Below are 25,260 nucleotides of genomic sequence, written 5' to 3' on the forward strand. Positions count from 1 at the left end.
CCGGCGAGACCTTTAACATTGCCGTCCACGCCAAGGGAAGTTAACAGAAGGCGCGACAGCCTTATGACACCCGCACGCGCCGCCACCGGTCAAGGCCGCGGCCGCGCTCCGGGAGCCAAAAGGCGCCAAGCTTGAAACGGATAGATCGCTCAACACGGATAGAACGCTCGTGTACGATTGCCGCAAGTGCCCCGGTTATTGCTGCTCCTATCCGCTCATCGCGTTGGACAAACGCGACGTCGAACGGCTTGCCCGCCACCACGATATGGAATTCGAGGAAGCCCGGCGCGCCTTCACCCGCGAGGCTCACGGCCGCAAGTACGCGATGAAGCGCAAGAGGGACAAACACTTCGGCGCGATCTGCCGCTTCTTCGACACCACCAAACGGTGCTGCACGATCTACAAGGCCCGCCCGTCCGTGTGCAGATCGTTCCCCGGCAAAGGCCGTTGCGGCTACTACGATTTCCTGAGCTTTGAGCGCCGCGCGCAGGATGACCCGACCTGGGTTGCAGTCACCACCAATCAGTAACTCAACAAAAGCGAGTAAGTTCAAAAACTTGTCGCGCGGAGCGCGTACGAGTTCATAGAGAATTTAAGTAATTTATTAATCATACATTATTTAAGATGTCGCATGCGCCGCCCCATGTTATGCGGCACCCCACGAGCGCCGGAAGCCAGAATCGGAAAACGACAACAGCGCTCGAATGGCCAGGAGATCACGATGACCTTCATGACACGCGCCGTTACCGCTTTTGCCGTCCTCACGACCGCGGCCATCCCCGTCGGCGCCCTCACGGTCAAGAACACATCCTCGAACGAGGTCAGCATCGCCGTCGACAACGGCGCCAGCGAAGGCGTCTACCAGATCCCGGCTGGCGGCTCGGTCGACGTCAAGGAAGACTGCGTCTCCGACTGCGCGGTGACGGGCCCGTGGGGCTTTTCGCGCCTCGTGTCGCAGAACGCCACCATCGAAACCGACGGCATGTCCATGGTGACCGCCGGCGCTGCCCCGTCTGCTACCGCCCCGGCACCCGCGGCGGCGGCCCCTGCCGCTGCACCGCAGAGCCTCGTTCCCCAGAACCCGGTCGATGAAGCGCCGGCCCCGCCCGCCACGGAACCGACGGCCAAAACGGCGGCTGAACCGGCCCCGGCCGCAGCGCCACAAAAACCGCGCCGCGCCACCCAGCCCCGCAAGCAAGCCAAGCCCGCCCCGAAAGGCCCCGGCTCCGGCAGCTTCGAGATGCTGTTCCAGGGCCCCGGCAAGTAACGCCGGTCCTTTCCCAAAGAAGCCTCGTCCCATAGAAAAAGCCGCGGATCGATACCGATCCGCGGCTTTCCTTTTGAGCGCGTTGCAGCCTGTCAGCCCGACGCGTTGCACTTCGTATCGCAGGGAACCTGCTCGCGCTTGTCGACGGAGCCGCGCACCGGCGACAGCACCTCGCGGTAGCACTGGCTGCCTTCCTTGACGACGCGCACCAGCTGCGACTTGCTGATCAGCGACTGGCAGACGACCTCCATGCCCTGCGCGACCTGCACGCTGCGCGGGCCGGCCTGGTCGGCACGCGCGCTGCCGATGATGAGGTCGAGGAAGCCCGAAGGCGGCGCCTCGCCCGGCTTCTGCAACTGATTGTAGGCGATCCACTCGTAGGTCGCCTTGCCGTCGTCGGTCGAAACCTTGAGAGAGATATCACCCGTCGACGGGCAAGCGCCCGCATCGACCTTGGTGCCTTGCGATGTGGAAAGCGCCTTGTAGTCGATCTTGCAGTCGATATTGCGCTCCCAGATCTCGAACTGGGCCAGCCGGTGCGAGACCTGCGTGAAGGGCACCTTGTACTGCCAGGCATGATAGGCCGTGATCGCGGTTGGCACCGCGCCCACGATCGTCACAACGAGGGCCATGGTCTTGAGGAGAGGGACGAAGCGCTGCACTGGCCCCAAGTGCGGTTCGTCTGAAATGCCACGGTCTGTCATGGGTGTCGTTCCCTCGAATGTCATTGTCTCGGTCATCTACGCGCCGGTCCCGTCCCAATAAGCGAGAGCTTGGGCCGCGTTATGGCGCACCACCGCTGAACGGCGCTTGAGCGAAGAGTTCATGCGCCATTCAGAAGCGTACGGACGTCGCCCGTGAAGTTAGCGTTCAAGCGGCCCATTAACCACCGCCTTTACTTATCAGTAAAGGCCCCTTCCCTGGGCGCTCTCCCGGCATATCTGTCCAAGACGGTTCCGCCGCGCGCTAAGCCGAGCCGGATGGAGGCTCCGATGTCAAAACCGCTACGCGTCACGCTTCTCGCCATCGCCGCCTCGGCCGCCGCCGCATCCGCCTTCGCGGCGCCCGATGCCGCCCCTGTCGGCGACCCGAAAGTCGCGACAACCCAGGACGGTAAATACTTCGATGCGGCCGGCAACCCGACCTACAAGATCGCGCCGAACGGTCAGGTCGACTGGTACACCTTCTCCGGCTACCGCCGCTTCAACGGCACGTGCGAAACCTGCCACGGGTTCGACGGCTCCGGATCGAGCTTCGCGCCGGACCTCACCCAATCGCTAAAGACCATCGGCTACGACGACTTCCAGAAGATCGTCATCAACGGCAAGCAGTCCGTCAACACGGCCGAGAGCCTGGTCATGCCGGCCTTCGGCGATAATAAAAACGTGATGTGCTACCTCGACGACATCTACGTCTACCTGCGGGCTCGCTCCGACGGCGCTCTTGGATCCGGCCGCCCTCCGTCCAACGAAGCAAAGCCAAAGACGGCGATCGCCAACGAAAACGACTGCATGGGTCCCTGAAAATTATCGCCGAGCCCAGTGCCCACCCTCGAGTGGCATCAACCCGCAATCCTACGTAATGCAATCACGTAACGCCGGATCCGGATGGCATCGTCCGCAATGGCGCGCGGCCGGGCCGGCACCACATCCTCTTCATCCGCAGACTTCGCGCACCCCGATTGGACACGATCGGGGAGACGACTGCGGCCGCGTAAAAAAACGAAACCAGGAGAGGAGAAGACGAATGAAACATTTCAAATCGCTCTGCGTTGCCGTCGCCGCCGTTGTGTGTGCGAGCCCGGCATTGGCGCTGACCGTTGAAAATCAGGACAAGGCCGAACTCAAAGTGGGCATCGACGAAGGCAACACCGAGCACGTCGAAACCATCGCCGCAGGAAAAACCGGCGACCTCTCGGCGAAATGCAAGGACGGATGCGGACTGACCGGACCGTGGGGTTTTTCATGGATGGCCGCCCCCGGCGACAAGCTCGTGTTCAAGGACGCGAAGCTGAACGGGGCAACCGTGACGGAAGGCTCCATCACGCAATAGCCGAGCCTCGAGAGCAGGCGGAACCGCCGGCATGATCCGGGCGTCCTCACGCAGGGCGTCCGGTCATTGCTTATCCGTGGATGCCAAAGAAAGTTGGATGCCAAAGAAATCCGCGTTGGCGCTCGCAAGACGACCTGTCGCGAACATCGATGAGACGCTCGCAGCCGAGCACAAAAAATGAGCCCCGTCGCGCACTCGGCCGATCGGGGCTCTCTTGTCTTCGATAACCTACCCAGCTGAGCCGGGCTCATAAGGCAAGGCTCTGGCACACCGGCCCAGATCTTGACCGGCCATCCGCCCTCGCATGAAGATTTTCAATTTTGAATTTGAAAGCGCTCGAGTTTAAGGAGCTTGAGCTGCAGCAGCTCCCGCTATTCAAGCGTGGACCTCGCGTCAGCGCGGGGTCCAGTGAGACTACCCGGTGGAGTCATTCGCCCTCCATTCGCTGTTGATCCCAGATCGCGGTCTGCGGCGGATCCCTTGGATCCCGCCCGCCGAGCGCGCGATCTAATCGACGACGGCCGTCCTCACAACCGCGAGGTACTGTGGGCCGGGCGGAAGCGGATGCTTCAGTCAACGACGCCAGCGACAACCGTCACCTTTGAGAGTTGGCCTTCTTTGCAGCGCTGTCAAGGCCGCTCACATTAAATAAGCGATGCACCGCAGTTACGCGCCTATGGCGTTTCCATCGCCTATTGCAAACCCCGCACGCTGGCCGTATCCCCCAAACGCATCTGAAATGCTGCGGCCCCCATAGGATCTCTCGTGAAAACCAAACCAGGCGCGCTGGCGAACTTGTTCGGCCCGTCCAACAACGATCAGTTCGCAACGCTTCTCCGGCAGCTTTCCGAAACCGTAGTTCAATGCTCGAGCCATTTCGTCGAGACGCAGGGCCGCGACCTCCAGGGCATCGTTGACTTCGAGCACAAGGCAGATGCGCTCGTCGATGCGATCCACGAGCTGCTCGACAACTCGTTCATCATGCGGTTCGACATTCCGGACTCGATGAAGCTCACCGACGATCTCGACAACGTCATCGATGGAATGCGCAAGGTCGCAATCCATCTCGACGTCTACCGGTTGCATCTCGGCGAACTCCGCCCCGCGGCCTTGGAGTTGATGCAGATCGGCGACCGCATGGCTTCGATGCTGCACGCGCTCATCCGCATGCTCGGAGAGCCGAAGCTCAAGCTCGCAAAAGTCCGTGAGCTTGCAACAGCCGTCGACGACGCCGAAGCGGAGGCCGACCGCCTGGTCTCCAGCGTCGAGCGCATGCTGGTCGAGGAATACAGCCGCCCCGGCGCCAACGCGATTGGCTTCATTGCCTGGCACCAGCTCTTTCATCTGCTCGAGGAAATGACCGACGACGCCAACCACGTCGCGCGACATATCCTGTCGCTCGCCCGCAAGGAGGCGTGAGTGGAGAGCTTGACGGTGGGTGTCGTCATCGCCCTCCTTGCGGTGCTCGTGGCCGAATTCGTGAACGGCTGGACCGACGCACCCAACGCAATCGCGACGGTCGTATCGACCGGAGTCATGACGCCCCGCTCGGCAATCCTCATGGCCGTCGTGCTGAACACGTTGGGCGCAATGTCCGGCACCGCGGTGGCGACGACCGTCGGCCAGGGCATCGTCGCGGCGTCCGCTCTCACCATTCCGGCGATCACCGCGACTATGATCGCAATCATCGCCTGGGGTACGATGGCCGCCAAGCTCGGCATCCCGGTCAGCAAATCGCATGCGCTGCTGGCCGGCCTCGCCGGCGCTGGTTTCGCGGGCGGCGGTTTCGATGCTCTGCAATGGCACGGCTGGCAGAAGGTTGGCATCGGCATGGCGCTGTCGATCGGCATCGGTTTTGCTGCCGCGTTCCTGTTGGCGCGCCTTGTCATCCGCGTTGCCGCCGCGGCTTCCCCTGGCCGGGCAAAACGCAGGTTCGATCACCTGCAGATGGCATCGGCCGCCTTCATGGCGTTCAATCACGGGCTCAACGACGGCCAGAAGTTCATGGGTGTCTTCGCCCTCACCCTGCTAGCGGGCGGCGTCACTTCGGAATTTACAATTCCGTGGTGGGTGATCGTCATTTGCGCCCTCACCATGGGCCTTGGCACCAGCGCAGGCGGTTGGCGGATCATCGAGACCGTAGGGTCAAAAATGACTCGCCTCACGTCGTGGCAGGGTTTTGCCGCAACCGCCGCGGCCTCCAGCACGATTTTCGGGGCGTCGATGTACGGCATACCGCTCTCCACGACACACACCATCACGAGCGCCATCATCGGCGTCGGCGCCGGCAAGAGGGTGTCGGACATCCGGTGGGGCGTGCTGCGCAAGATCGTCATCGCCTGGTTGCTGACTTTCCCCTCGTGCGCCGTCATCGCTTACTGCGCGGCGTTGATCGCAAATCGTTTTTGGGGGTAAGCGTCGGCTCGCCGCACATGCTTTGGCTTGCAGCCCACTGTCCGTTCCAGCGGCAGAGGAACGCAAACGGCACTCGCGCGTTATACCGGCCAACAACCGGTCGATGGACATGTCGCCAATCGCTTCGCAGCTACCCGACCAGCCGTCCAATTTCCCAAAACCCGATGCACAACCGATTGATGTCGTTCGCATCGCCGCGACCCTCGTCAGCGCCGCCGTCATCATCGCCGCGCTGTACTACGGCCAGGATGTCCTCATCCCCCTGGTGTGCGCCTTCCTGATCAGCTTCGCGCTCAATCCGCCCGTCGCTTGGCTGAGCCGCCGCGGCGTCCCGCGCATCGTCTCGGTCATCGCCGTCATGATCATGATCGTTGCCGTGTTGGCCAGCATGGTCGGCGTGCTCGGCTCTCAGTTGCGCTCGCTGAGCCAGGAACTTCCGACGTACCAGTGGACGATCCGCACGAAGCTCGCCGACTTGCGCGCCCAACTGAAAGCACCGGGTTTCCTTGAAGGCGCTTTGCAAACCGTCGAGACAGTCCAGAAGGAAGTGAAGGCGAACGACAAACCTCCCGCCGCGACTGCGGCCGAGGCCGGCCCCCAGCGCGTCGAAATCGTGCCGACTCCAAGAGACCCATTCGAAACGGCGATGGAGTGGCTGCAGAGTTCGCTGGAGCCCATGGCGAAGATCGGCATCGTCTTCGTGTTCGTCTTTCTCGCGCTTCTCGACCGGAGCGATCTGCGAGACCGCTTGCTGCGCATGCTCGGTGGCAACTTGCATCGATCGACCGACGCCATCGAGGAAGCCGGCAAACGCATCAGCAAATACCTGCTGATGCAGCTCATCGTGAATATGACGTACGGCATACCCATGGCGCTTGGGCTTTACATGATCGGCGTGCCCGGCGCGCTGCTGTGGGGCACCGTCGCCGCCGTGATGCGCTTCGTCCCCTACGTCGGCCCGATGCTGTCGGCGATCTTCCCGATCGGTCTCGCCTTCGCCGTCGATCCGGGTTGGAACATGGTGCTCTGGACGGTGGCGCTGATCGTCGTCCTGGAGGTCGTCAGCAACAACATCGTCGAACCGATGCTTTACGGAACCAGCACCGGCCTCTCGGCCATGTCGCTGATTGCATCGGCCACGTTCTGGACCGCGCTCTGGGGACCCATCGGCCTCATTCTCGCGACCCCGCTCACCGTCTGCCTGCTCGTCATTGGCCGCAACATTCCGCAGCTCCAGTTCCTGGATACCATGCTCGGCTCGCTGCCTGCCCTCGATCTTCCGACACGCGTCTATCAGCGATTGCTCGCCGACGACGCCGAGGAAGCCATCGACATCGCCACGATAGCGATCGAAGAGTCCTCGCCGCAAGAATTCTACAACGATGTCGGCCTCGAAGTTCTTCGCCTCGCCAGCGACGACCATTTGCGCCACGCCACCGCCGAGCATCGCCTACGCGTCGCGACCGGAATGGACGAGCTTCTCGACGAACTGCGCGAGGAATACCCGGCGGAAATACCGGCAGACGCGAAACCCCGGGTCGTCTGTATCGGCGGCAAATGGGAAGCGGATACGATCTCCTGCGAGATGCTGTGCCACGCGCTCGCTCTCGACGGCATTCCCGCCGTCTACCGGCCAGCCACGACGGTCAGCGCAGCCTCCGTTGCCAAGCTCGACCTCGAAGGCGCCGATACCGTGTGCGTGACCTACTTCTCGTCCAGCCCCGCCATGCCCGCGCGTCACTTCTGCCGCCGCCTGCGCCGCCGCTGGCCGAACCTGCGCATCGTCCTGGCACTTTGGAACGCACCTCCCGAACTCCTCGTTGGCGATGCCCACGAAGCCCTCGGCGCAGACGAAGTGGTCACGTCCATCGAGGAAGCGATCAGACGGCTGCACCGCATCGTCGCCCCGGAAGCAGCGGAAGAGGCGCAGAAGGCCGAAGCGCCGGAGAATGACGAAGAGCGCGTGGCCGCCCTTCATGCGACAGGCGTGCTAAGCGGGTCCGCCCGCGAAGATCTCGACGCCGCCGCGACGCGCGCCGCCGATGTGTTCACAGCCGGTTTCGCCGTCATCTCCGCCATCGACAAGGATCAGGAGTTCATCGTCGGCCAAAGCAAGCAGCTCGCTGGCTCCCTGACCAAGGACGGCACGGATATGATCGTGATCCCGCGCACGGACGCGGTCTGCGATCACGTCGTCTCGACCGGCGAAACACTCGTCATCGAAGACACGGAACGCGATCCCCGTTTCGCCGAAAATCCGACCATCAAACTTTGGAACGCCCGTTTCTATGCGGGCGCGCCCCTGCGCACCGCCGACGGCAAGGTGCTGGGCGCCATGTGTATCCTGGGCACCGAGCCCCGCACGCTGGACGACCGCGAGTTGGAGATCCTGGAAACCATGGCCGCGGACGTGGCCGCCATCATCACCGGCGACGAGGCCGGGGCAACCGAGCCGCCTGAACGGGCCGACAGCAGCGCCACCCTCGGCCAGCCGGTGCCGGATTAGAGCATACGCCATCGACGCAGCTGGCCGCAGCAGCAGATGCCCGGCTTCGACGCGGCGAGCATTCCCGACACCGAAATCGACGCGCTGATCGCCTTCTTCACCTATATGGCCGCGCGCTGAGGGAAAGCGGATCTGCCGCCGGCTTGAGCGCGACCCGCGCCTAGAACGCGACCGCAGCCTTCACGCCACCGGCATGCATGTCGGAATGCTCGGAGAAGCGCCCGTCATAGGTGAGCTTCACGTCCACGCCATGGGCAGTGATCACGTCCACGCCCGCTGCCACGTCGAGATAGCGCTTGTCGAATTCGCTCGAGATCGTGAACGACGCCCCGGGGGCAGCGAGGAAGCTCGCCGTCGTCTCGAAGACCGCATCCTGGAAGAACGTCGCGCCGATGCGGGCGTACGGGCGCAGCACCAGGGTACCGCTGCGCATCTCGCCACCGATTTCAAGCGCGGGGCTCGCCGTCAGAATCCATGTCGCATCGCCTGAAACCGCCAGGTTTGCGGCACCTGCGCCATGCTCACTGAAGCCGTCAGTCTCGATACGCGCGGCGTTGAAATCGATCATCGGCTTGAGATACCAGCCGCCCGCCTGCTCGAAGAGTTGGCTCAGGCGCACCTGCGAGCCGGCGAACCACATCTCTGACTCGCTCTCCGCCTTGCCCAGGCCGCCAAAACCGATCAGGCGCTGCGTATCGGTCCAGCCATAGCCCGCAAAGGCAGTCGCAGCGAGGCTGACGGTATCCCAGCGGTTCTTGAGCACGATCGCGCCTTGCGCGCGTTCGGTCTCGCTCAAAGCACCGTTGTTCGTCGAGACGTTCGCATGCTCGTAGGCGCCGGCAAAGCCGAGACGCCATTCGTCGCGCAGCGCGACCTGCACGCCGCCCGAGGTGGTCCACGTCTCCTCGTCGCCGCCGACGTTGCGGCTGGTCTTGTCCCAATCGTGCTGACGGCCGCCCATCTTGGCCCAATAGCACTGGCCTTCCTGGATAAAGCCGGGATTGCTTTCCAGCGTCGGGCAGCTCATCACCGAGCCTAGGAACGCGAGATACGATTGCGGCGTATCGGAAAAGCGTTGCGCGTAGTGCTCCGGGTTCAGCTTGTTCGCTGCATTCTGCGCCTCTTCGGGCGTCATGTCGGCAACGGTCTCCACCATGTCGTCGAACGCCGCGGTGCCGTCCCCGTTGCCCACGGCCGCGTCGAGATGCGCGGCGATCTTCTGCTGGCTTGGTGACACGTTGCCGCCGCCTGTCCCGTTGATCGTCTCCGCAACGGTGGCCATACCGAACATCCAGTTGAGCGTCAGGTAATCGGTGACGCCATAGGTGGCCGTGAGCTGGTAGCGATAGCCGCCGCTGGATTCGACCTTGCCGAGGTTATTCGTGAGATCGCCGTTGGTAACCGAAGCGATCACGATGGAGCCGGACCGGCCTAGGTCTCCCGAAGTGTTGACGACGACCGTTCCAGCCAGCGTCGCATTGCCGTCGACGTCGATCCTGTCGGCTGTCACCGCCCCGCTGCTCTCGACGAGATCGACCGCATACTTTCCGGTGCTCGTCTGCTGAAGGTTGCCAGTGACCTGCGTCGTCTGGATGTCTCCTCTTCCGCCCGGCGAGAGTATGCCGCTATTCACAATGGACTCGGCGGAGAGGCTCGCGCGGGATTCGATGATCCCCGATTGGGTGTTCGTGAGCGCGTCCACCCCAAGCCCCATGGAGACACTTCCAACGATCGCGTTGTAGTTGTTGATCGTGTCATTGCCGTCGGCCGACTCGATTGCATAAGTGAGGCCGATGATCACGCCGTGGTTGTCGACCGTGAGCGACCCGGAACCGTCGGCATGGATGCCCGTAGTGTAGCCTCCAACGGCTCCGTCGTTGATCGTCACATGCGCGCCATTGGTCGTCTGGACCAGGATGCCATGCGTAGCGCCTATGATGTCTCCACCATTTGAGACGATGGAGATGGCTCCGGCCGTACCGGACGAATTCGAGGACTTCGCCCAGATTCCGTAGATGCCGCCGTTAACACCTCCGCCAACAAGGGCTTCGTTAAGGTCTCCGTTCGTCGTGATATTGACCGCACCACCGCCGCGCGTCTCTCCATAGATTGCCGCGTGCGTGGAACCCGATGTGATCGAGCCGATATTGTCGATCGTCACGCTGCCCGGTCCAGTCGTGACCGTGGCGGTGAGACCGTATTGGGGGGACACGAGACCGAACGGACCCGTATCGACATTGATGACGAGGGGCCCAGCGCCATAGAGGTCGATCGCGCAGCCTGCGAGCGCGATGAACGTCTGCGTCATGCTGTGGACGTGAACCGAGCTGACAACAGTCGAGTCGCCCAAGGTAAGGTCCGCACCGCTGGCCTCCCCGGTGCACTCTTGATGCGTGCCAGTCATGTCGCACCAGGACGACGCGTGCGCTTGCGGCGCTGGCGGAAACAGCAGCCACACGGCGGCGGCGAGCGCAAGAAAGGGAAGGCGCAAGGCGAGGCGCGTCAAAGCAGTCTCCTGGGTCAGGAATTCGACGCGCATGAAACGAGTTCATCCGCATACAAGTTGATTCGCGCGCTTCGCACACGGTCAGAAACGAACCTTCGGCCCTTTTCTTCAATTAATTGGATAAGATGATGCGCCTCGGACATGCGGCCGCTCGCGGCCAGCCGGTGCCCGACTAGAGCCCCCTAGAGCCTAGAGCCATACGCCGTCGACGCACCACCGTCGCCCTGCTAGTCTCGCCCCGCGTGCGTGGGGAAGCGCGAACGCAGGGCTGCAGGCAAGCAGATGGGGGAAAGTAGAATGGCCGCCGGTCTCCGTGTACTCGCCGCCGCGATCGGCTGGTTCGCCCTCGCGCTCCAGTATTGGCTCGTCATGACCGGCGACATCGGTCCCGACCCCGTCAACCGAACCATCAACTTCTTCAGCTACTTCACGATCACGACCAACATCATCGCCGCCATCGCGATGACCGCCTCGGTCCTTGCGCCGGGATCGTTCTTCGACCGCCCGTCGGTTCGCACCGCCATCGCCACCTACATGATCGTCGTCGCCATCACCTACCATCTGATCCTGCGCGACCTCTGGAATCCCCAGGGCTGGAACTGGGTCGCCGACATGAGCCTGCACTACGTCACGCCGGCGCTCTTCGCACTCGATTGGCTGCTCTTCGTGCCGAAGACTGCGGTGCCGTGGAGAACAGCCCTCCTCGCCCTCGTCTACCCCCTCCTCTACATGGGTTGGACGCTCTGGCACGGCTCCTGGAGCGGCTTCTACCCCTACCCGTTTGTCGACATCTCCCAGATCGGCCTCGAAAAGGCGCTGATCAACGCCGGCGGCATGACGGCCGCATTCCTGGTCCTCTGCCTCATCCTGATCGCCGTCGGCCGGGTGTTTGGGCTCATCGGCCGCACCCGCACGTCGGCGGCCTGATAATCCGGCCGCCCCGCCCCTATATTCCGGCGTCCACGCCATATTTCTGGGCGCGCCGTTGGGTTGCATTGCCGTTGCTCGGAGAGCGAGCTACGTAGGGGGCCATGAGCAAACTTCCGAAGAAATCCCAGGGCCGCCAGGGCTCTGATCTGATGAAGACGATTCACGTTCGGGGCGCCCGCGAGCACAACCTCAAGAACGTCGATCTCGAGATTCCGCGCGACGCCCTCGTGGTGTTCACGGGCCTGTCGGGCTCCGGCAAATCGTCGCTGGCCTTCGACACGATCTACGCCGAGGGTCAGCGCCGCTACGTCGAGAGCTTGTCGGCCTACGCGCGCCAGTTCCTCGAGATGATGCAGAAGCCGGACGTCGACCACATCGACGGCCTGTCGCCCGCCATCTCGATCGAGCAGAAGACCACGTCCAAGAACCCGCGCTCGACCGTCGGCACCGTCACCGAGATCTACGACTACCTGCGCCTCCTGTTCGCGCGCGTCGGCGTGCCGTACTCGCCGGCCACGGGCCTGCCCATCGAAAGCCAGACCGTCTCGCAGATGGTGGACCGGGTGATGGAGATCCCCGGCGGCACGCGCCTGTTCCTGCTCGCCCCGATTGCTCGCGGCCGCAAGGGTGAGTTCAAGAAGGAACTTGCCGAACTCATGAAGAAGGGCTTCCAGCGCGCCAAGATCGACGGCACGGTCTACGAAATCCCGGACGCGCCCAAGCTCGACAAAAAATTCAAACACGACATCGACGTCGTGGTGGATCGTCTGGTCCTGCCCAAGGCTGGTGACGACAAGGCGCGCGCCGAGCTCAAGAAACGCGCCGCCGACAGCTTCGAAACCGCGCTCGGCCTCGGCGACGGCATCGCCATTGCCGAATTCGCCGACAAGCCGCTTCCGAAGGCCGACACCGAAGGCGCCAACAAGAGCAAGAACGAGACGCACGAGCGCCTCACGTTTTCGGCCCGCTTCGCCTGCCCCGTCTCCGGCTTCACCATCGAGGAAATCGAGCCGCGCCTGTTCTCGTTCAACGCGCCGGCCGGCGCCTGCCCCGAATGCGACGGCCTCGGCACGGAATTGCAGTTCGAAGCCGACCTCGTCGTCCCGGATCAAACGCTCTCCTTGAAGGACGGCGCCATCTATCCCTGGTCGCGCACCGGCAACACCTCGCCCTATTACGAGCAGACGCTCGAAGCCCTCGCCAAGCACTACAAGGTGTCGATGTCGATGCCGTGGGAGCGCCTGCCGAAGCACGCGCAACTCGCCATCCTCTACGGCACCGGCGAGGAAGAGGTGGAGTTCACCTACGAGGACGGCCACCGCAAGTACAAGACCGCCAAGACCTTCGAAGGCGTCATCGGCAACATCGAGCGCCGCTGGCGCGAGACAGACTCGGAATGGGTGCGCGAGGAGCTGTCGCGCTACCAGGGCGCGCATCCATGCGAAGCCTGCAAAGGCTACCGCCTGAAGCCGCAGGCGCTCGCCGTCAAGGTCGGCGGCCGTCACATCGGCGAGGTCGGCGACCTGTCGATCAAGGCCGCCAACCAGTGGTTCGCCGAGGTCCCGAAGACCTTCACCAAACAGCAGACCGAAATCGCGACCCGCATCCTCAAGGAAATCCGCGAACGCCTCGCCTTCCTCAACGACGTCGGCCTCGAATACCTGACGCTCTCCCGCGCCGCCGGCACGCTCTCCGGCGGTGAATCGCAGCGCATCCGGCTTGCCTCCCAGATCGGCTCCGGCCTCACGGGCGTTCTTTATGTTCTGGACGAGCCCTCCATCGGCCTCCACCAGCGCGACAACGACCGCCTGCTCGCCACGCTCCGCCACCTGCGCGACCTCGGCAACACCGTCATCGTCGTCGAGCACGACGAGGACGCGATCCTGACGGCCGACTACGTCGTCGACATCGGCCCCGGCGCGGGCATCCACGGCGGCGAGATCATCGCGCAAGGCTCGCCCGACGACATCATGGCCGACCCGAAAAGCATCACCGGCCAGTATCTCTCCGGCGCCCGCCAGATCCCGCTGCCGAAAGAGCGTCGCCAGCCGCAGAAGGGCCGCGCCCTGCGCGTCACCGGCGCGCGCGGCAACAACCTGCACAATCTCACGGCCGAGATCCCGCTCGGCCTCTTCACCTGCATCACCGGCGTCTCCGGCGGGGGCAAATCCACGCTCCTGATCGACACCGTCTTCAAGGCCGTCGCCCGCAAGCTCTCGAACGCGCGCGAGCACCCCGCCCCGTTCGACAAGCTCGAAGGCCTCGAAAACCTCGACAAGGTGATCGACATCGACCAGTCGCCCATCGGCCGCACGCCGCGCTCGAACCCGGCGACCTACACCGGCGCCTTCACGCCCATCCGCGATTGGTTCTCAGGCCTCCCAGAATCCAAAGCGCGCGGCTATGGCCCCGGCCGCTTCTCGTTCAACGTCAAGGGCGGCCGCTGCGAGGCCTGCCAGGGCGACGGCGTGCTCAAGATCGAGATGCACTTCCTGCCCGACGTCTACGTCACCTGCGACCAGTGCAAGGGCAAGCGCTACAACCGCGAAACGCTTGAAGTCACGTTCCGCGAGAAATCCATCGCCGACGTGCTCGACATGACCGTCGAGGAAGGCGCCGAGTTCTTCCGCGCCGTCCCGCCGATCCGCGACAAGCTTGAAACGCTCGCCCGCGTCGGCCTCGGCTACATCCACATCGGCCAGCAGGCGACCACCCTCTCGGGCGGCGAGGCGCAGCGCATCAAGCTGTCGAAGGAACTCTCGCGGCGCGCGACGGGCCGCACCCTCTATATCCTCGACGAACCGACCACCGGCCTCCATTTCCACGACGTCGCCAAGCTGCTCGAGGTGCTGCACGAGCTGGCCGACGCGGGAAATACGGTGGTGGTCATCGAGCACAACCTGGAGGTCATCAAGACGGCCGACTGGGTGATCGACCTCGGCCCCGAAGGCGGCGACGGCGGCGGCCACATCGTAGCCGCCGGCACGCCCGAGCACATCGCGAGCGTCAAGGAAAGCTACACCGGGCGGTATCTGAAGGATCTGCTGGTGAGGCGGTCGGGTCGTACCGGAGGCGCGCAAGCAAAGAATGGCTCAGCCGGGAGCAAGAAGCAGGCGGCGGAGTAGCTACCGCAATCGCAAACTGCCGCTCTCTGTGCAACCGTGCAATCCACCCCAAACGTCATCCCGGCGAAGGCCGGGACCCACGACACGCTTCAGCGATCTCTTTTGGTCCCGTTGCCCACCCCCGCCGACGCCCCACTGCTTGCTGCTTGCTGCTTGCTGCTTGCTGCTTGCTGCCCGTTGCCTGCTGCCCCCCTTCCCCCAATAGCAAACAAGGGGCAGAGTACGGACAATCCGCGCAACAGATCGACAAGGGGGGACACATGCACACACGGCTCGCAGCGCACTTCTTCGCGACCGCCCTCGTCTATGCCGTTCTCGGCATGGCGCTCGGCCTCGTCATGGGCATCACCAAGGACCACAGCCAGATGCCGACCCACGCGCACCTGCTGGTGATCGGCTGGCTCTCGTTCGCGATCTTCGGCCTCTTCTATCACCTGTTCCCGGAGGCCGCCGCGAAACGCCTCGCCCACGTCCACTTCTGGCTCGCGCAGACGAGCTTGATCACGTTGATCGCCGGCCTGTACCTGCTCTTCAACGGCGTGGAGACGGCAGACCCACTCGCCGCCATCGGCTCCATCGGCCTGCTCGTCTCGATGATCGTCTTCGCCATCGTCGCGTGGCCGGTCCTGACAAGCCGAGCGTAAAACCCCGCACCAGCTTCCGACTGCGTCACTGCCGACTGCCTTACTGCCAACCTGCTGCTGCCGGCTGCCCCGCTGCCTGCTGCCTACAAACACGGAACACGACCATGAGCACACTCCCGCCCTGCCCCAAATGCGCGTCCACCTTCACCTACGAGGACGGCAACCTGCTCATATGCCCGGAGTGCGCGCACGAATGGAGCCCAGCTTCGGCCCAAGACGCCGACGCCGCAGACGACACCGCCACAGATGACAACGTGATCCACGACTCCCAGGGCAACATCCTGCAGGACGGCGACACGATCACCGTGATCAAGGACCTCAAGCTCAAGGGCTCATCCAAGGTCATCAAGATGGGCACGAAGGTGAAGAACATCCGCCTCGTCGGCGGCGATCACGACATCGACTGCAAAATCGACGGCATCGGCCCCATGAGCCTCAAGTCCGAATTCGTGAAGAAGGCGTGAGGGAGGGGAGTGGCCCTCAAAGCTGGCGCGAGGAAACGAAGCCTCCAGTATGCTGCCTATTCGGCCAACCCGCACGCTGTGGTAGTTTGAGCGTGAAGATTCGGGGGTGACGTGTTTATCCAGCAAGCGATTATCAAGAATTACCGGTGCCTACAAAAGGCAAGGGTTCGCTTCAATGACCGGATGAATGTCGTTGTCGGGCATAACGAATGCGGAAAGTCGACGCTTCTTGAAGCCATTTATCTAGCGCTTACTGGTCAACTCAACGGACGCCCTATTCAGATCGAACTTCACCCATATTTGTTCAATCTCGACCTCGTTCAAGAATATATCGACAAGCTGAAAGGCGGCGCATCGCCCGAGCCGCCCTCAATCCTAATCGAAGTCTATCTCGCCGACGATTCCGCCCTAGCCAAGCTTAAGGGGGACAATAATTCGCTTGGACTCGACCTGCCGGGCGTATCCCTCCTCATCGAGCTGAACCCCGCTCACGCCGATGATTTCGCTCAGTACGTCTCCGATCCTTCCGAAATCCGGACGATGCCGATTGAGTACTACTGGATCAAATGGCGGGACTTTGCCGACAATGACATCCAGAATTCGCGCTGGATCCCGCTTCACGCGAGTCTGATCGATGCCAGCACGATCAAGAACAACGTGGCTGCTAGCCGCTTTGTTGTCGACATTGTGAAGGAGAGCCTCAGCTCGAAGGAGAAGGTCGACCTAGCCCTGACCTACCGGCTAATGAAAGACCGATTTCTGGAGGAGCCCAAGGTCAAGACGATCAACGATGCGCTGGCCGCCAAGAAGGGCAAGATCAGCGACAAGGCGATTTCTATCTCTCTCGACACGTCAGCACGTGCCAATTGGGAGGCTGGTATTATGCCTCATCTTGACGACATTCCTCTCCCGCTCGTCGGCAAGGGCGAGCAGAACTCCGTAAAGATCAAGCTTGCGATGGAGACGTCAGCGAAGTCGCACATCATCCTGATCGAGGAAGCCGAGAACCATCTTTCATATGCGAGCCTCAACGAGTTGATCGGCCATATTTCGGCGAACGCCGGATCGCGACAGATTTTCATCACCACGCACAGCAGCTTCGTTCTCAACAAGCTGGGTGTGGAGTCGGTCTTGCTCTTTCAGCGCGGCGAGGGCATGCGACTTACCGACCTGAAAGATGCAAGCACGCAAGACTACTTCATGAAGCTGCCGGGTCACGACACCCTGCGGATCATCCTCGCGAAGCGCTCCATCCTCGTCGAAGGCCCATCAGATGAGCTGATCGTTCAGCGCGCCTACCAGAAAAAGCATGGCAAGATGCCGCTTGAGGACGGGGTCGATGTGATCTCCGTAAACTCGCTGGCGTTCAAACGCTTCCTCGAAATCGCCGTCCTTCTGAAAAAGCCAGCCGATGTTGTGACCGACAACGATGCCGATGTAGCCGCGCTCGAGAAGAAGTATGCTGATTACCTGAAATCAGAAATAGTCTCGATACAATACGACAAGGACGAGGCAGCACGTACGCTGGAACCACAACTGATGAAGAAGAACGGACTGACGACGATCAGCGCTGTCCTAGGGAAGGACTTTGCCGACGAGGCGTCTGCCATCGAACACATGGTCAACCACAAGGCCGAGACCGCGCTTCGGTTCTTCGATACTAAGGTCGAATGGTCGCCGCCGGACTATATCGCCCGTGCCATCCGCTAGCCGCATCCTGATATCCGCTGCAGGCGGTGGAAAAACGACGCGAGTTGTCGACCAAGCGCTATCGCATAGTCCGGGTACCGCAGCCCTGATCACCTATACCAGAAACAACGTACGAGAGATTCAGCTGAAGGCGTACGAACGCGCGCCAGCCATTCCCTCCCATGTGGAGATCATTTCTTGGTACTCGTTCCTTCTCAGGGAGCTTGCCCGTCCATATCGCTCGGCAATGCACAACTGTCGGATAGAGGGCATCCACTGGATCGAAGGCAAATCCGTTCCATACATTCCCGAGGCGAAGACCAGCGCACACTACTTTCTTGATGGCCGCCGAATTTACTCCGACAAGATCGCTAAGTTCATCTGCGAGTGTGACAGCCGTTCGGGCGGGGCCATCATGCGTCGCCTCAAGCAGCGTTTCAGCCACATCATTATCGACGAAATCCAAGACATGGCGGGGTACGACCTCGAGCTATTGGAGCTAATGCTCAAGTCCGGGATCCCGGTTACATTTGTCGGCGATCACCGGCAGGCAACTTTCGCCACTAACAATGCCGCGAAGAATAAGGCGTTCGGCGGGCCTGCAATCATAAAAAAATTCGAGCTGTGGAAGAAGGCCGGCTTAGTCACGATCGAGTACGAGTGCCACACTCATCGCTGCAATCAGACCATCGCCAATCTGGGCGACAGTTTCTTTCCGACCGAGCCAAAAACCATCTCGCGCAATGATGTACTGACTGGTCACGACGGGGTGTTTCTCGTGGCCAACGCTACCGTGGACGAGTACGTGAAGCGCTTTTCACCACAGGTGTTGCGTTACTCGGCTAAAAGCAACTGCGACCCGCACGAGGCGTTGAACTTCGGGGAATCGAAGGGGCTCACCTTCGAGCGTGTGTTGATTTATCCGCACGGCTTGGCACGCTCATGGCTTGCTTCCGGCAAAATACACCACGTCGAAAAGTCGGCGGCCAAGATGTATGTAGCTGTCACCCGCGCGAGGTACAGCGTTGCGTTTGTCTACGACGGAAAGCTGTGCGGAATCCAGGCGACAAGATGGGTCCTGTAGCTCTTTTGGAGAACCCTCCGAAAGGGTAAATTCAATTCGCACCATTTGAATAGGTAAACATCGCCAAGCTGCATCGCCCAGGAGGCGGGGCTACTTGAACTAGAGACCACGGCGTGATCCCGCTGAATGGATATCGCGCCTTGAAAAATCTTATCCCCGCTCCACTATCCCCGCCGTAACCTAGCCCATCCCGCTCATTCGGGGGCCTGGCGCGTGCTGGGTGACAGAGCGAGCGGGAGCAGCGTCTCCTCTACCTGCTGGTTCCATCAGCTAGTTCTGGAAGTGTGCGCGGCGGTCTCGCTCGATGGAGGAGATCAACTTGCGGGCGGTTGGATGGTCGCCCAATAGGCCGCGTACCGGTGGAGGCGTTTGCGTGGGGCGGCGAAAGCCGCATCCTTCCCGTGGTCGGCTTCCGCCGCTCCACCCCCGAAAGGGGAAAGTCTCGCCTTTTGTTTGCGCGCCTCCGGCGCGACCCGCTCTTTGAGCCCAACCAACCTGACGCCCACGAGATCGATCCCTCGCGGCTATCCAAGCACGTCCCCGACTGCCGACTGCCGACTGCCCACTCCCTGCTGCCCACACTTCACTTACCAACTTCCGCGCCCGCTCTTGCAATAGGCCGGCTCTCGGTTCGATAGTGGACGAGCGGCATCGAACCCTCACGCTCGGGGGGGGCCGCAGTCCACCCACCGAGCGTTCAAGGAGCGTCCGCCATGGACAAGCGCTTGACCTCGACGCTGACCGTTGCCGCAATCGTGGCCTGCGTGGCCGTCCTGGCAGCCCAGCCTGCTGCCCATCCCGAGATAACCGTCGCCCAGAACGAACCGGCCGCGGAGACGACGGCTCCCCCGCCCGCTCCCCCGAAAGGCGACGCCTCGGCGGTCCCGCCCCAGCGGTATCCGGAGACAGCCGCCGAGGTGGCCGAATGCATGAAGACCTGGGACGCGCAGACGGGGATGAGCAAAGCGGAATACGAGGCGGCCTGCAAACGGACACTGAAGTACTACCCCGAGGACGCCAACACGCCCCCGCGCTAGGTCGCGATCGCGCCCGCGCAAAGTCCTGATGCACTCCGCGCCACAGCGAGTGGCAACACATCTATGAGGCAGGATAAGCTTGCGCGTGCGGGCCAGCGACCCGTGCCCCGCCGACGCCTCACCGCTGCACGCACCGCACGGAGCACCCCATGATCAAGCCCATCATGAACCTCGACGACGCCGTGTTCGACGACGTCGAGGAGAACGGCATCTACACGTCCAAACGCGCCAGCATCGGCACGCACATCGGCGCGAAAAAGCTCGGCTACAATCTCACCGTCCTGCCGCCCGGCAAGGTGCAGTGCCCGTTCCATTCCCATCACGGCGAGGAAGAGATGTTCCTGATCCTCGAAGGCGAAGGCGAGCTGCGCTTCGGCACCGCGCGCTACAAGATCCGCAAGCACGACGTTATCGCCTGCCCCACGGGCGGCCCCGAGGTCGCCCACCAGATCATCAACACCGGCACGACGACGATGCGCTACCTCGCCCTCTCGAACCTCTCCGACATCGACGCCTGCGAATACCCGGACTCGGGCAAGGTCTCGATCGTCACCGGCACGAGCAACGACTCCGGCCTCCGCAAGATCTTCCGCGCCGAAGCCACCGTCGACTACTACGATGGGGAGACGGGGTAGAACCGAACTAAAAAGCGGCAACGGAAAATCCGCCGCCGCCCATCAAGCAACGCACACAGCGTCAGTGCGAACGTACGGCATTAGTAGCCGTAGGGACCGTAACCGTAGCCATGACGCGGGCCGACATAGATGCTGACGCCCGGGCCGCCGTAGCTGTAACGGTATGGCCGATAGCCGCTCCAGTAGCCGTCATCATTGCCGCCGTAACGGCGCAGGTTCTCGCGATCCTGCCGCGACAGACGAAAACCGCCGCGCTCCATGGCGCGGGAATTCTCGACGCCGCTGAGCGAGCTGTCGGCCTGAGCGGCAGGCACTGCGAGTGCGGCCATGAGAGCCGCGCCCAACGCGGCCGCGATATAAGTTTTCATGATCATCTCCATGTCCCAGGCATCGCGCGGTTAAGGCGAACGCCTGATGGTCTGATATCGGAACGTGGCCGCCCCCAAACCGTTCCCGCAGCCGGCTGTCGCAGGGCGGACGCACTGTCGCAAGACGAAGAGGCACCTGACTTCCCTCACGCGGTGCTGCATCGCCGCATCTCGATAATCGCTGCCTGCTGCCGACTGCCCAACTCCTTTTCCATTGCGCTGCCCCGCCAATTTCCTAACATCGGTCTTCGTGGTGCACGCCCAGACCGAACCAAAAAGACCAAACCCAAGAGGTGCCCGCAAATGCCCCACCAGCCGACGCTCGAACTCGCTGATTTTCCGGCCGTTCCGCATGAGAGTCAGAACTGGCTCCATCACGACGGCCGGACGTTTTTCCTTTGGCCCGCGCGCGACCCGAAGACCAACGACGTCGTTCAGGTGGAGGTCGAGGTCACCCACATCAGCACCGATGACGTCGCGGGGCAGCTCAAGCCAAGCCGCCGGTCGATCGAACTCGCCGCGCGCGAAATGTACCGCCCAGGCAAAAAATCCATCCGGCTGATGCGGCCGGACACCTATTGGATTCCGCCCGGGGTTAGCGGCCACTGATTTTTGCCCGCCAGCTGCCCGTTGCCGGCTGCCAGCTGCCCACCTCCCCGGGGAACAATTCCCGCGCTCTCGCATTTCTGGACAAAACCAGCCAGAGAGGAGCCCCCCCATGCGCGTTCTTGCATCCCTGATGATTTTGTCCCTGACGGCAGCCGGCGCGTTCGCCGAGCCGGAGAAATCCGCTGAAGGCAGCGTGAAAATCGGCAAGCCTGCGGGCGTGAAGTTGGCCAAGGCCGAATGCGAGGCCGCCTGGAAGAAAGCCAACCCATCCAATAAGCCGACGATAGGCGCGGGCCAGGCGATTGCCTTCGTCGCCGACGTGAAGGCCGCCAACACCAACGGCGACGCCGGCATCGACCAGAGCGAGTTTATGGCCGCCTGCGACAAGGGCTTGATGAAGGATGCCAATGCAGCCAGCACCGGCAGCGCCAGCACGGGTGCGGGCGCAGGCACGGAAGGCGCCGGCCCGGCCGCACCTCCCGCCCCGGCAGCACCGGCCCACTAACCGCGACGCACGCGTAATCGGCAAAGCGGCAGCCGCGGGGATGACGCCCCCGCAGGTTGCCGCTATCGTCGCATGATGGCCCACTCGTCCATACTAAAAATGCGGGCACTCGTTGTTGTCGCGACGTGCATAGGCGTAGCGGCAAGTATCGTTATCCCCGCGCAGGCCGAGCAGCCTAAGCTGACACAGCCTAAGCTCACCAAAGAGCAGGCAGCGGCAGTCGCGGCCTACGACAAGGCTCTCGCGGCATTCAAAAAGGTACTGGCCGAGCGCCGCGCGCAGATCGACGCCCTGCAGGCACCGGCACAAAAGCCCGCGAAAAAGCAGGCGAAGGTAAAGGCGCTGCCAAGCCTGCCGGGACAAGCGATCTACCTCGCCCGCCTCAAGGTGATGAGCACCTACAAGGACCTCACGGAAGTTCTTCCATCGCGCATCGGACGGCCGAACAAGTTCAGCGTCCCGCCCGCGTACTTCGAGGCGGGTATCGAGCCGCTGATCGAGGACTACGCCGACCTGTTTCGCATCATGCAGGCCCCGCCCGCGTACGCGCAAAGCTCAGAGACGCCGCTCCGGGATGTCGTTCAGCTCGGCACCGCGATTGCGCGCGCCAAGGGCGCCGACGCTGCAGCCGCGGAGCGCGCAGGCCTCATCGCGCTCGGCATTTTCTTCGCCGAGACGAACGCGCGCCAGAACATCGGCAACGCGCGCTCGAATACCTACAAGGGCAGCCTGCAGACCGGCCCGACCGAAGATCGCAACGGCCGCAGGAAGTGGGCCGCGATCAAGCAGGCGGTCGCGAAGCTCGATCCCGCCGTCGCCGCCCGCGATGACGCGGAGGAAGCCCGCGCCGCTGGCATCGACCAGCGGTTCAACCACTGGACCGCAGTGCGTAACGGCCTGATGAACGCGCACGCGGATTTGTTCGAGGACATTCCGGCCATTGTCGCGATGCTTCCCGACGAGATCGACCAGATGAAGCTGTTCCAGCTCATCCAGATCGTACCCACGCCGACGCGGGCGGCGCTAAAATCGGGAGATGTCGCCGCCTACGAGATTTCGGACAGACGGATCATGGGCTTCCTGCGCAACAACAGCATCTTCACGTTCGGCCACGCAGATAGGGCCAGAAAATCGGCGACCTATCGCGAGATCCTCGATGCGATGTGGCTCTTCAATGCGAAATTCGAGAAGGCGCGGGCCAGGTTCGCGGCCATCAAGCACGGCGCGGCAGAGTAGCACCGGCGGATTGCCCCAAAGTTCGGAACCTGAGTTCGGGACCTGACTCATCCCCGACCCAGCGACCTGACATAAAATGTCCCGCGCTTACGATCTCGCATCCACGGGACCCATAAGCGATCTGTCGGAATGCAATCCGGACAGCGCTGCACGGCGTTCCAGCCCGCAGCAGCCTGATCGAATGGTCAGGCGTCCGGCTCCGCCTCATGCGCGTCCCGATAGCTCTCGAGGTCCACGACATTGCTACTCGGCCCGTTCACCTCGGAATAGTGCGTTACCTTGTTGGCGTCGCACACGTAGACCCACTTCCAGTCGAACAGCTCGCCGTCGCGGAGATAGCCGAGCACCGCGCCCTTCTTGGTGCGCCAGAACAGCCACGGCGGCAGCGCCGTTCCGTCCTTCATCCAATTCGGTTCGGCGTATTCGTCGACAGGTTTCCAGTGAATCATGCGCTTTCCTTGCGAGGCGGACAAAAGACGTTCGCCCCGACATACGGCCGAATGGAGACCGCCGGTTGAGACAGCCGGCGTGGCCGGGCAGAGAGTTGGCGAGAGGCCGGCGCTCGAGACCGGCGGAAAACCGGATCGAGACAGCCGATGCCGCCGCTCCTACTTCTTCGCGCCGGGCTTGGTCTTGTCCTGCTTCGGCTTGCGCTTTTCCTTGTTGCTCTTCTGAACGCCCCTGGCCATCGCGCAAATCCTCCTCGATTGATAACAGGCAATGCCGGCTTCGCGTCGCGCGCCGATGGCCGGTGGCCAGCGTCGCGACGAGAAAGCAAGCGCGACTCATATAGCACGCCGCGCAACGGACCGAGCCAAAGACCTGCTGCCCGATGCACTGACATGAGATAGACTTCGGACTGCGCGCCCGCTGGAGCCGCTCGGAGAACGAGCCCATGACGACACCCCGCCGCCTCGCCGTCAGCATCGCCCTCGCCGCCCTTGTCTCTAACCCCGCCTTCGCCGGGGATCAACTCGCCGAGTGCAAGGACTTCTTCGCAAAGTTCGAAAAGTGCGCAGACGGCTTGAAGGGTGACCAGCAGGAAGAAGCCCGCGTCTACATCAAGACCTTGCGCGGCACGCTCGGCATGAACGATGCACTCAACCAAGGCGATCCGACGCTGACCGGCATGATGTGCTCCCTCACGATCCGGGAAATGAAGAAAGAACCCGACATCCAGAAATACAACTGCGCGTGGTAGGCGTCCTGCCGAAGGCGGGCAAGAAACAAGAAATGTGTGCCGAAGGCAGGCAAGGAATGTGTGCCGAAGGCAGGTGAGAAAATGAGCGCCGAAGGCAGGCGCGAAAAACGCGCTTTGCGGCCTCACATCCGGGCCGAAGGCCTTGCAAAGCGGCCAGGCCGCGCCACCTTCAATTCACGGGGCAAAATACTGAGGGATCATGCCTATGGAGACACCCCATGGCGACCTATCCCGTCGGCTACAACGACCAAGACAATGACTACCAGGCGCACGTCCAGACTTATCACGCGTTCCTGCGGGGCGTCGGGATGGCCCTGTGCGCTGCGGCGCTTGTCCTCATCCTGATGGCCACGTTTCTGCTCTAGCGCCAATCGACGGCTGGCGGGCTGATCGAGGCCAGAACCCCCGCGCGCACATCAGCGAGAGAGGCAAAGTTTCTCTCGGTAAGGAAGTGCGCTCGATCAGGACCGCTTCAGATCGGCTTCCTCTTTCGGCCGACGGAGCATTACGGAACCAAACATCGGAGGGCGCGCGTTCCTCACCCATCACTGCTGAAAAAAGGAGCAGGACATGTCGATTAAAATCGCCGCGTTGGCTGTTGCAGGTTCCCTGACACTCATGACGACGGGTGCTTCTGCAGCCATCGTCTGCAACGACGAAGGAGACTGCTGGAAGGTAAAGGAAAAATACGAATACAAGCCGGAATTCCGCCTCCACGTTTATGACGACAACTGGAAATGGGACAAAGAACACGACCACAAGTATCGCTGGCGGGAAAGCCGCGGCCGCGGCTACTGGAACAAGGGCGTCTGGATCGAATTCTAGATCGCGCCAGATATTGGATTAGATGACAGGCTGCTCGGGCCGACACCCGGGCAGCTTTTTTGCGTCATGCACACCCCAGTCGATCGGCGCACGCGCGGTGTGATCCATTGGCATCACATGTGCCCCGTTCTCCTCCCGTGCCTCGAATCTGGCTACTTACGT

Annotated in this window: 25 protein-coding genes; 21 read left to right on the top strand and 4 right to left on the bottom strand. The window is 62.4% G+C overall.

Annotated elements, in window-relative coordinates:
• Positions 1 to 169 precede the first annotated feature (169 nt).
• The gene (locus ACTIFK_RS04365; protein WP_439541822.1) at positions 170 to 529 is read left to right on the top strand and encodes a YkgJ family cysteine cluster protein; all 360 of its coding nucleotides are present in this window, start codon (positions 170 to 172) and stop codon (positions 527 to 529) included.
• Positions 530 to 721: 192 nt separating this feature from the next.
• Complete coding sequence (locus ACTIFK_RS04370; protein WP_439541823.1) at positions 722 to 1,267, top strand: hypothetical protein; 546 nt, start codon at positions 722 to 724, stop codon at positions 1,265 to 1,267.
• A 92-nt stretch (positions 1,268 to 1,359) separates the two neighbouring features.
• Here ACTIFK_RS04370 and ACTIFK_RS04375 read toward each other — a convergent pair whose 3' ends face one another.
• Positions 1,360 to 2,007 carry a hypothetical protein gene (locus tag ACTIFK_RS04375; RefSeq protein WP_439541824.1) on the bottom strand — a complete coding sequence of 216 codons (648 nt, stop codon included), beginning with the start codon at positions 2,005 to 2,007 and terminating at the stop codon, positions 1,360 to 1,362.
• Positions 2,008 to 2,259: 252 nt separating this feature from the next.
• Here ACTIFK_RS04375 and ACTIFK_RS04380 point away from each other — a divergent pair, with 252 nt between their 5' ends.
• The 5 genes from ACTIFK_RS04380 to ACTIFK_RS04400 all read left to right on the top strand — a co-directional run bounded on the left by ACTIFK_RS04380 (position 2,260) and on the right by ACTIFK_RS04400 (position 8,240).
• Positions 2,260 to 2,790, top strand: coding sequence for a c-type cytochrome, methanol metabolism-related (locus ACTIFK_RS04380; protein ID WP_439541825.1), 531 nt, complete (start codon positions 2,260 to 2,262; stop codon positions 2,788 to 2,790).
• A gap of 223 nt (positions 2,791 to 3,013) precedes the next feature.
• Positions 3,014 to 3,319: a hypothetical protein gene (locus tag ACTIFK_RS04385; protein ID WP_439541826.1), complete on the top strand. Its 306-nt coding sequence runs from the start codon at positions 3,014 to 3,016 to the stop codon at positions 3,317 to 3,319.
• A 765-nt stretch (positions 3,320 to 4,084) separates the two neighbouring features.
• Entirely contained in the window at positions 4,085 to 4,738 is a 654-nt protein-coding gene (locus tag ACTIFK_RS04390) for a DUF47 domain-containing protein (protein ID WP_439541827.1), read from the top strand.
• Positions 4,739 to 5,734: an inorganic phosphate transporter gene (locus ACTIFK_RS04395; protein WP_439541828.1), complete on the top strand. Its 996-nt coding sequence runs from the start codon at positions 4,739 to 4,741 to the stop codon at positions 5,732 to 5,734.
• A gap of 109 nt (positions 5,735 to 5,843) precedes the next feature.
• Complete coding sequence (locus tag ACTIFK_RS04400) at positions 5,844 to 8,240, top strand: AI-2E family transporter (protein ID WP_439541829.1); 2,397 nt, start codon at positions 5,844 to 5,846, stop codon at positions 8,238 to 8,240.
• A 160-nt stretch (positions 8,241 to 8,400) separates the two neighbouring features.
• Here ACTIFK_RS04400 and ACTIFK_RS04405 read toward each other — a convergent pair whose 3' ends face one another.
• Positions 8,401 to 10,779, bottom strand: a complete 2,379-nt coding sequence (locus ACTIFK_RS04405) for an autotransporter outer membrane beta-barrel domain-containing protein (protein WP_439541830.1) — start codon at positions 10,777 to 10,779, stop codon at positions 8,401 to 8,403.
• Positions 10,780 to 11,043: 264 nt separating this feature from the next.
• Here ACTIFK_RS04405 and ACTIFK_RS04410 point away from each other — a divergent pair, with 264 nt between their 5' ends.
• The 8 genes from ACTIFK_RS04410 to ACTIFK_RS04445 all read left to right on the top strand — a co-directional run bounded on the left by ACTIFK_RS04410 (position 11,044) and on the right by ACTIFK_RS04445 (position 20,354).
• Positions 11,044 to 11,673: a Pr6Pr family membrane protein gene (locus ACTIFK_RS04410; protein WP_439541831.1), complete on the top strand. Its 630-nt coding sequence runs from the start codon at positions 11,044 to 11,046 to the stop codon at positions 11,671 to 11,673.
• Positions 11,674 to 11,777: 104 nt separating this feature from the next.
• Entirely contained in the window at positions 11,778 to 14,801 is a 3,024-nt protein-coding gene (gene uvrA / locus ACTIFK_RS04415) for an excinuclease ABC subunit UvrA (protein WP_439541832.1), read from the top strand.
• A 260-nt stretch (positions 14,802 to 15,061) separates the two neighbouring features.
• On the top strand, positions 15,062 to 15,445 hold the full coding sequence (locus ACTIFK_RS04420; RefSeq protein ID WP_439541833.1) for a hypothetical protein: 384 nt from the start codon (positions 15,062 to 15,064) through the stop codon (positions 15,443 to 15,445).
• 104 nt (positions 15,446 to 15,549) lie between these two features.
• Complete coding sequence (locus tag ACTIFK_RS04425) at positions 15,550 to 15,909, top strand: zinc ribbon domain-containing protein YjdM (protein WP_439541834.1); 360 nt, start codon at positions 15,550 to 15,552, stop codon at positions 15,907 to 15,909.
• A 111-nt stretch (positions 15,910 to 16,020) separates the two neighbouring features.
• Complete coding sequence (locus tag ACTIFK_RS04430; RefSeq protein WP_439541835.1) at positions 16,021 to 17,619, top strand: ATP-dependent nuclease; 1,599 nt, start codon at positions 16,021 to 16,023, stop codon at positions 17,617 to 17,619.
• Positions 17,606 to 18,682, top strand: a complete 1,077-nt coding sequence (locus ACTIFK_RS04435; protein ID WP_439541836.1) for a UvrD-helicase domain-containing protein — start codon at positions 17,606 to 17,608, stop codon at positions 18,680 to 18,682. Before ACTIFK_RS04430 ends, ACTIFK_RS04435 begins: the two co-directional genes overlap by 14 nt.
• A 713-nt stretch (positions 18,683 to 19,395) precedes the next feature.
• Positions 19,396 to 19,719, top strand: a complete 324-nt coding sequence (locus ACTIFK_RS04440) for a hypothetical protein (protein WP_439541837.1) — start codon at positions 19,396 to 19,398, stop codon at positions 19,717 to 19,719.
• Between the two features lie 149 nt (positions 19,720 to 19,868).
• Positions 19,869 to 20,354, top strand: a complete 486-nt coding sequence (locus ACTIFK_RS04445) for a cupin domain-containing protein (RefSeq protein WP_439541838.1) — start codon at positions 19,869 to 19,871, stop codon at positions 20,352 to 20,354.
• A gap of 80 nt (positions 20,355 to 20,434) precedes the next feature.
• Here ACTIFK_RS04445 and ACTIFK_RS04450 read toward each other — a convergent pair whose 3' ends face one another.
• Positions 20,435 to 20,722 (bottom strand): hypothetical protein, encoded by a 288-nt coding sequence (locus tag ACTIFK_RS04450; protein ID WP_439541839.1) that lies wholly within the window; start codon positions 20,720 to 20,722, stop codon positions 20,435 to 20,437.
• 303 nt (positions 20,723 to 21,025) lie between these two features.
• Here ACTIFK_RS04450 and ACTIFK_RS04455 point away from each other — a divergent pair, with 303 nt between their 5' ends.
• The 3 genes from ACTIFK_RS04455 (at position 21,026) to ACTIFK_RS04465 (ending at position 23,072) form a co-directional block, all read left to right on the top strand.
• A complete protein-coding gene (locus ACTIFK_RS04455) occupies positions 21,026 to 21,331 on the top strand; it encodes a hypothetical protein (protein WP_439541840.1) in 306 nt (101 codons plus the stop codon).
• A gap of 109 nt (positions 21,332 to 21,440) precedes the next feature.
• Complete coding sequence (locus ACTIFK_RS04460) at positions 21,441 to 21,836, top strand: hypothetical protein (RefSeq protein ID WP_439541841.1); 396 nt, start codon at positions 21,441 to 21,443, stop codon at positions 21,834 to 21,836.
• A 99-nt stretch (positions 21,837 to 21,935) separates the two neighbouring features.
• Positions 21,936 to 23,072, top strand: a complete 1,137-nt coding sequence (locus ACTIFK_RS04465; RefSeq protein ID WP_439541842.1) for a hypothetical protein — start codon at positions 21,936 to 21,938, stop codon at positions 23,070 to 23,072.
• A gap of 185 nt (positions 23,073 to 23,257) precedes the next feature.
• On the opposite strand, the gene ACTIFK_RS04470 is transcribed toward ACTIFK_RS04465, so the two are convergent.
• Complete coding sequence (locus ACTIFK_RS04470) at positions 23,258 to 23,521, bottom strand: hypothetical protein (protein WP_439541843.1); 264 nt, start codon at positions 23,519 to 23,521, stop codon at positions 23,258 to 23,260.
• 446 nt (positions 23,522 to 23,967) lie between these two features.
• On the opposite strand from ACTIFK_RS04470, the gene ACTIFK_RS04475 reads away from it, so the two are divergent.
• The 3 genes from ACTIFK_RS04475 (at position 23,968) to ACTIFK_RS04485 (ending at position 25,098) form a co-directional block, all read left to right on the top strand.
• On the top strand, positions 23,968 to 24,273 hold the full coding sequence (locus ACTIFK_RS04475; RefSeq protein ID WP_439541844.1) for a hypothetical protein: 306 nt from the start codon (positions 23,968 to 23,970) through the stop codon (positions 24,271 to 24,273).
• 218 nt (positions 24,274 to 24,491) lie between these two features.
• Positions 24,492 to 24,638: an aa3-type cytochrome c oxidase subunit IV gene (locus ACTIFK_RS04480; RefSeq protein ID WP_439541845.1), complete on the top strand. Its 147-nt coding sequence runs from the start codon at positions 24,492 to 24,494 to the stop codon at positions 24,636 to 24,638.
• A gap of 205 nt (positions 24,639 to 24,843) precedes the next feature.
• Entirely contained in the window at positions 24,844 to 25,098 is a 255-nt protein-coding gene (locus ACTIFK_RS04485; protein ID WP_439541846.1) for a hypothetical protein, read from the top strand.
• Positions 25,099 to 25,260: the final 162 nt, after the last annotated feature.

The organism is Hyphomicrobium sp., assembly GCF_051860585.1.
GTDB lineage: Bacteria > Pseudomonadota > Alphaproteobacteria > Rhizobiales > Hyphomicrobiaceae > Hyphomicrobium_C.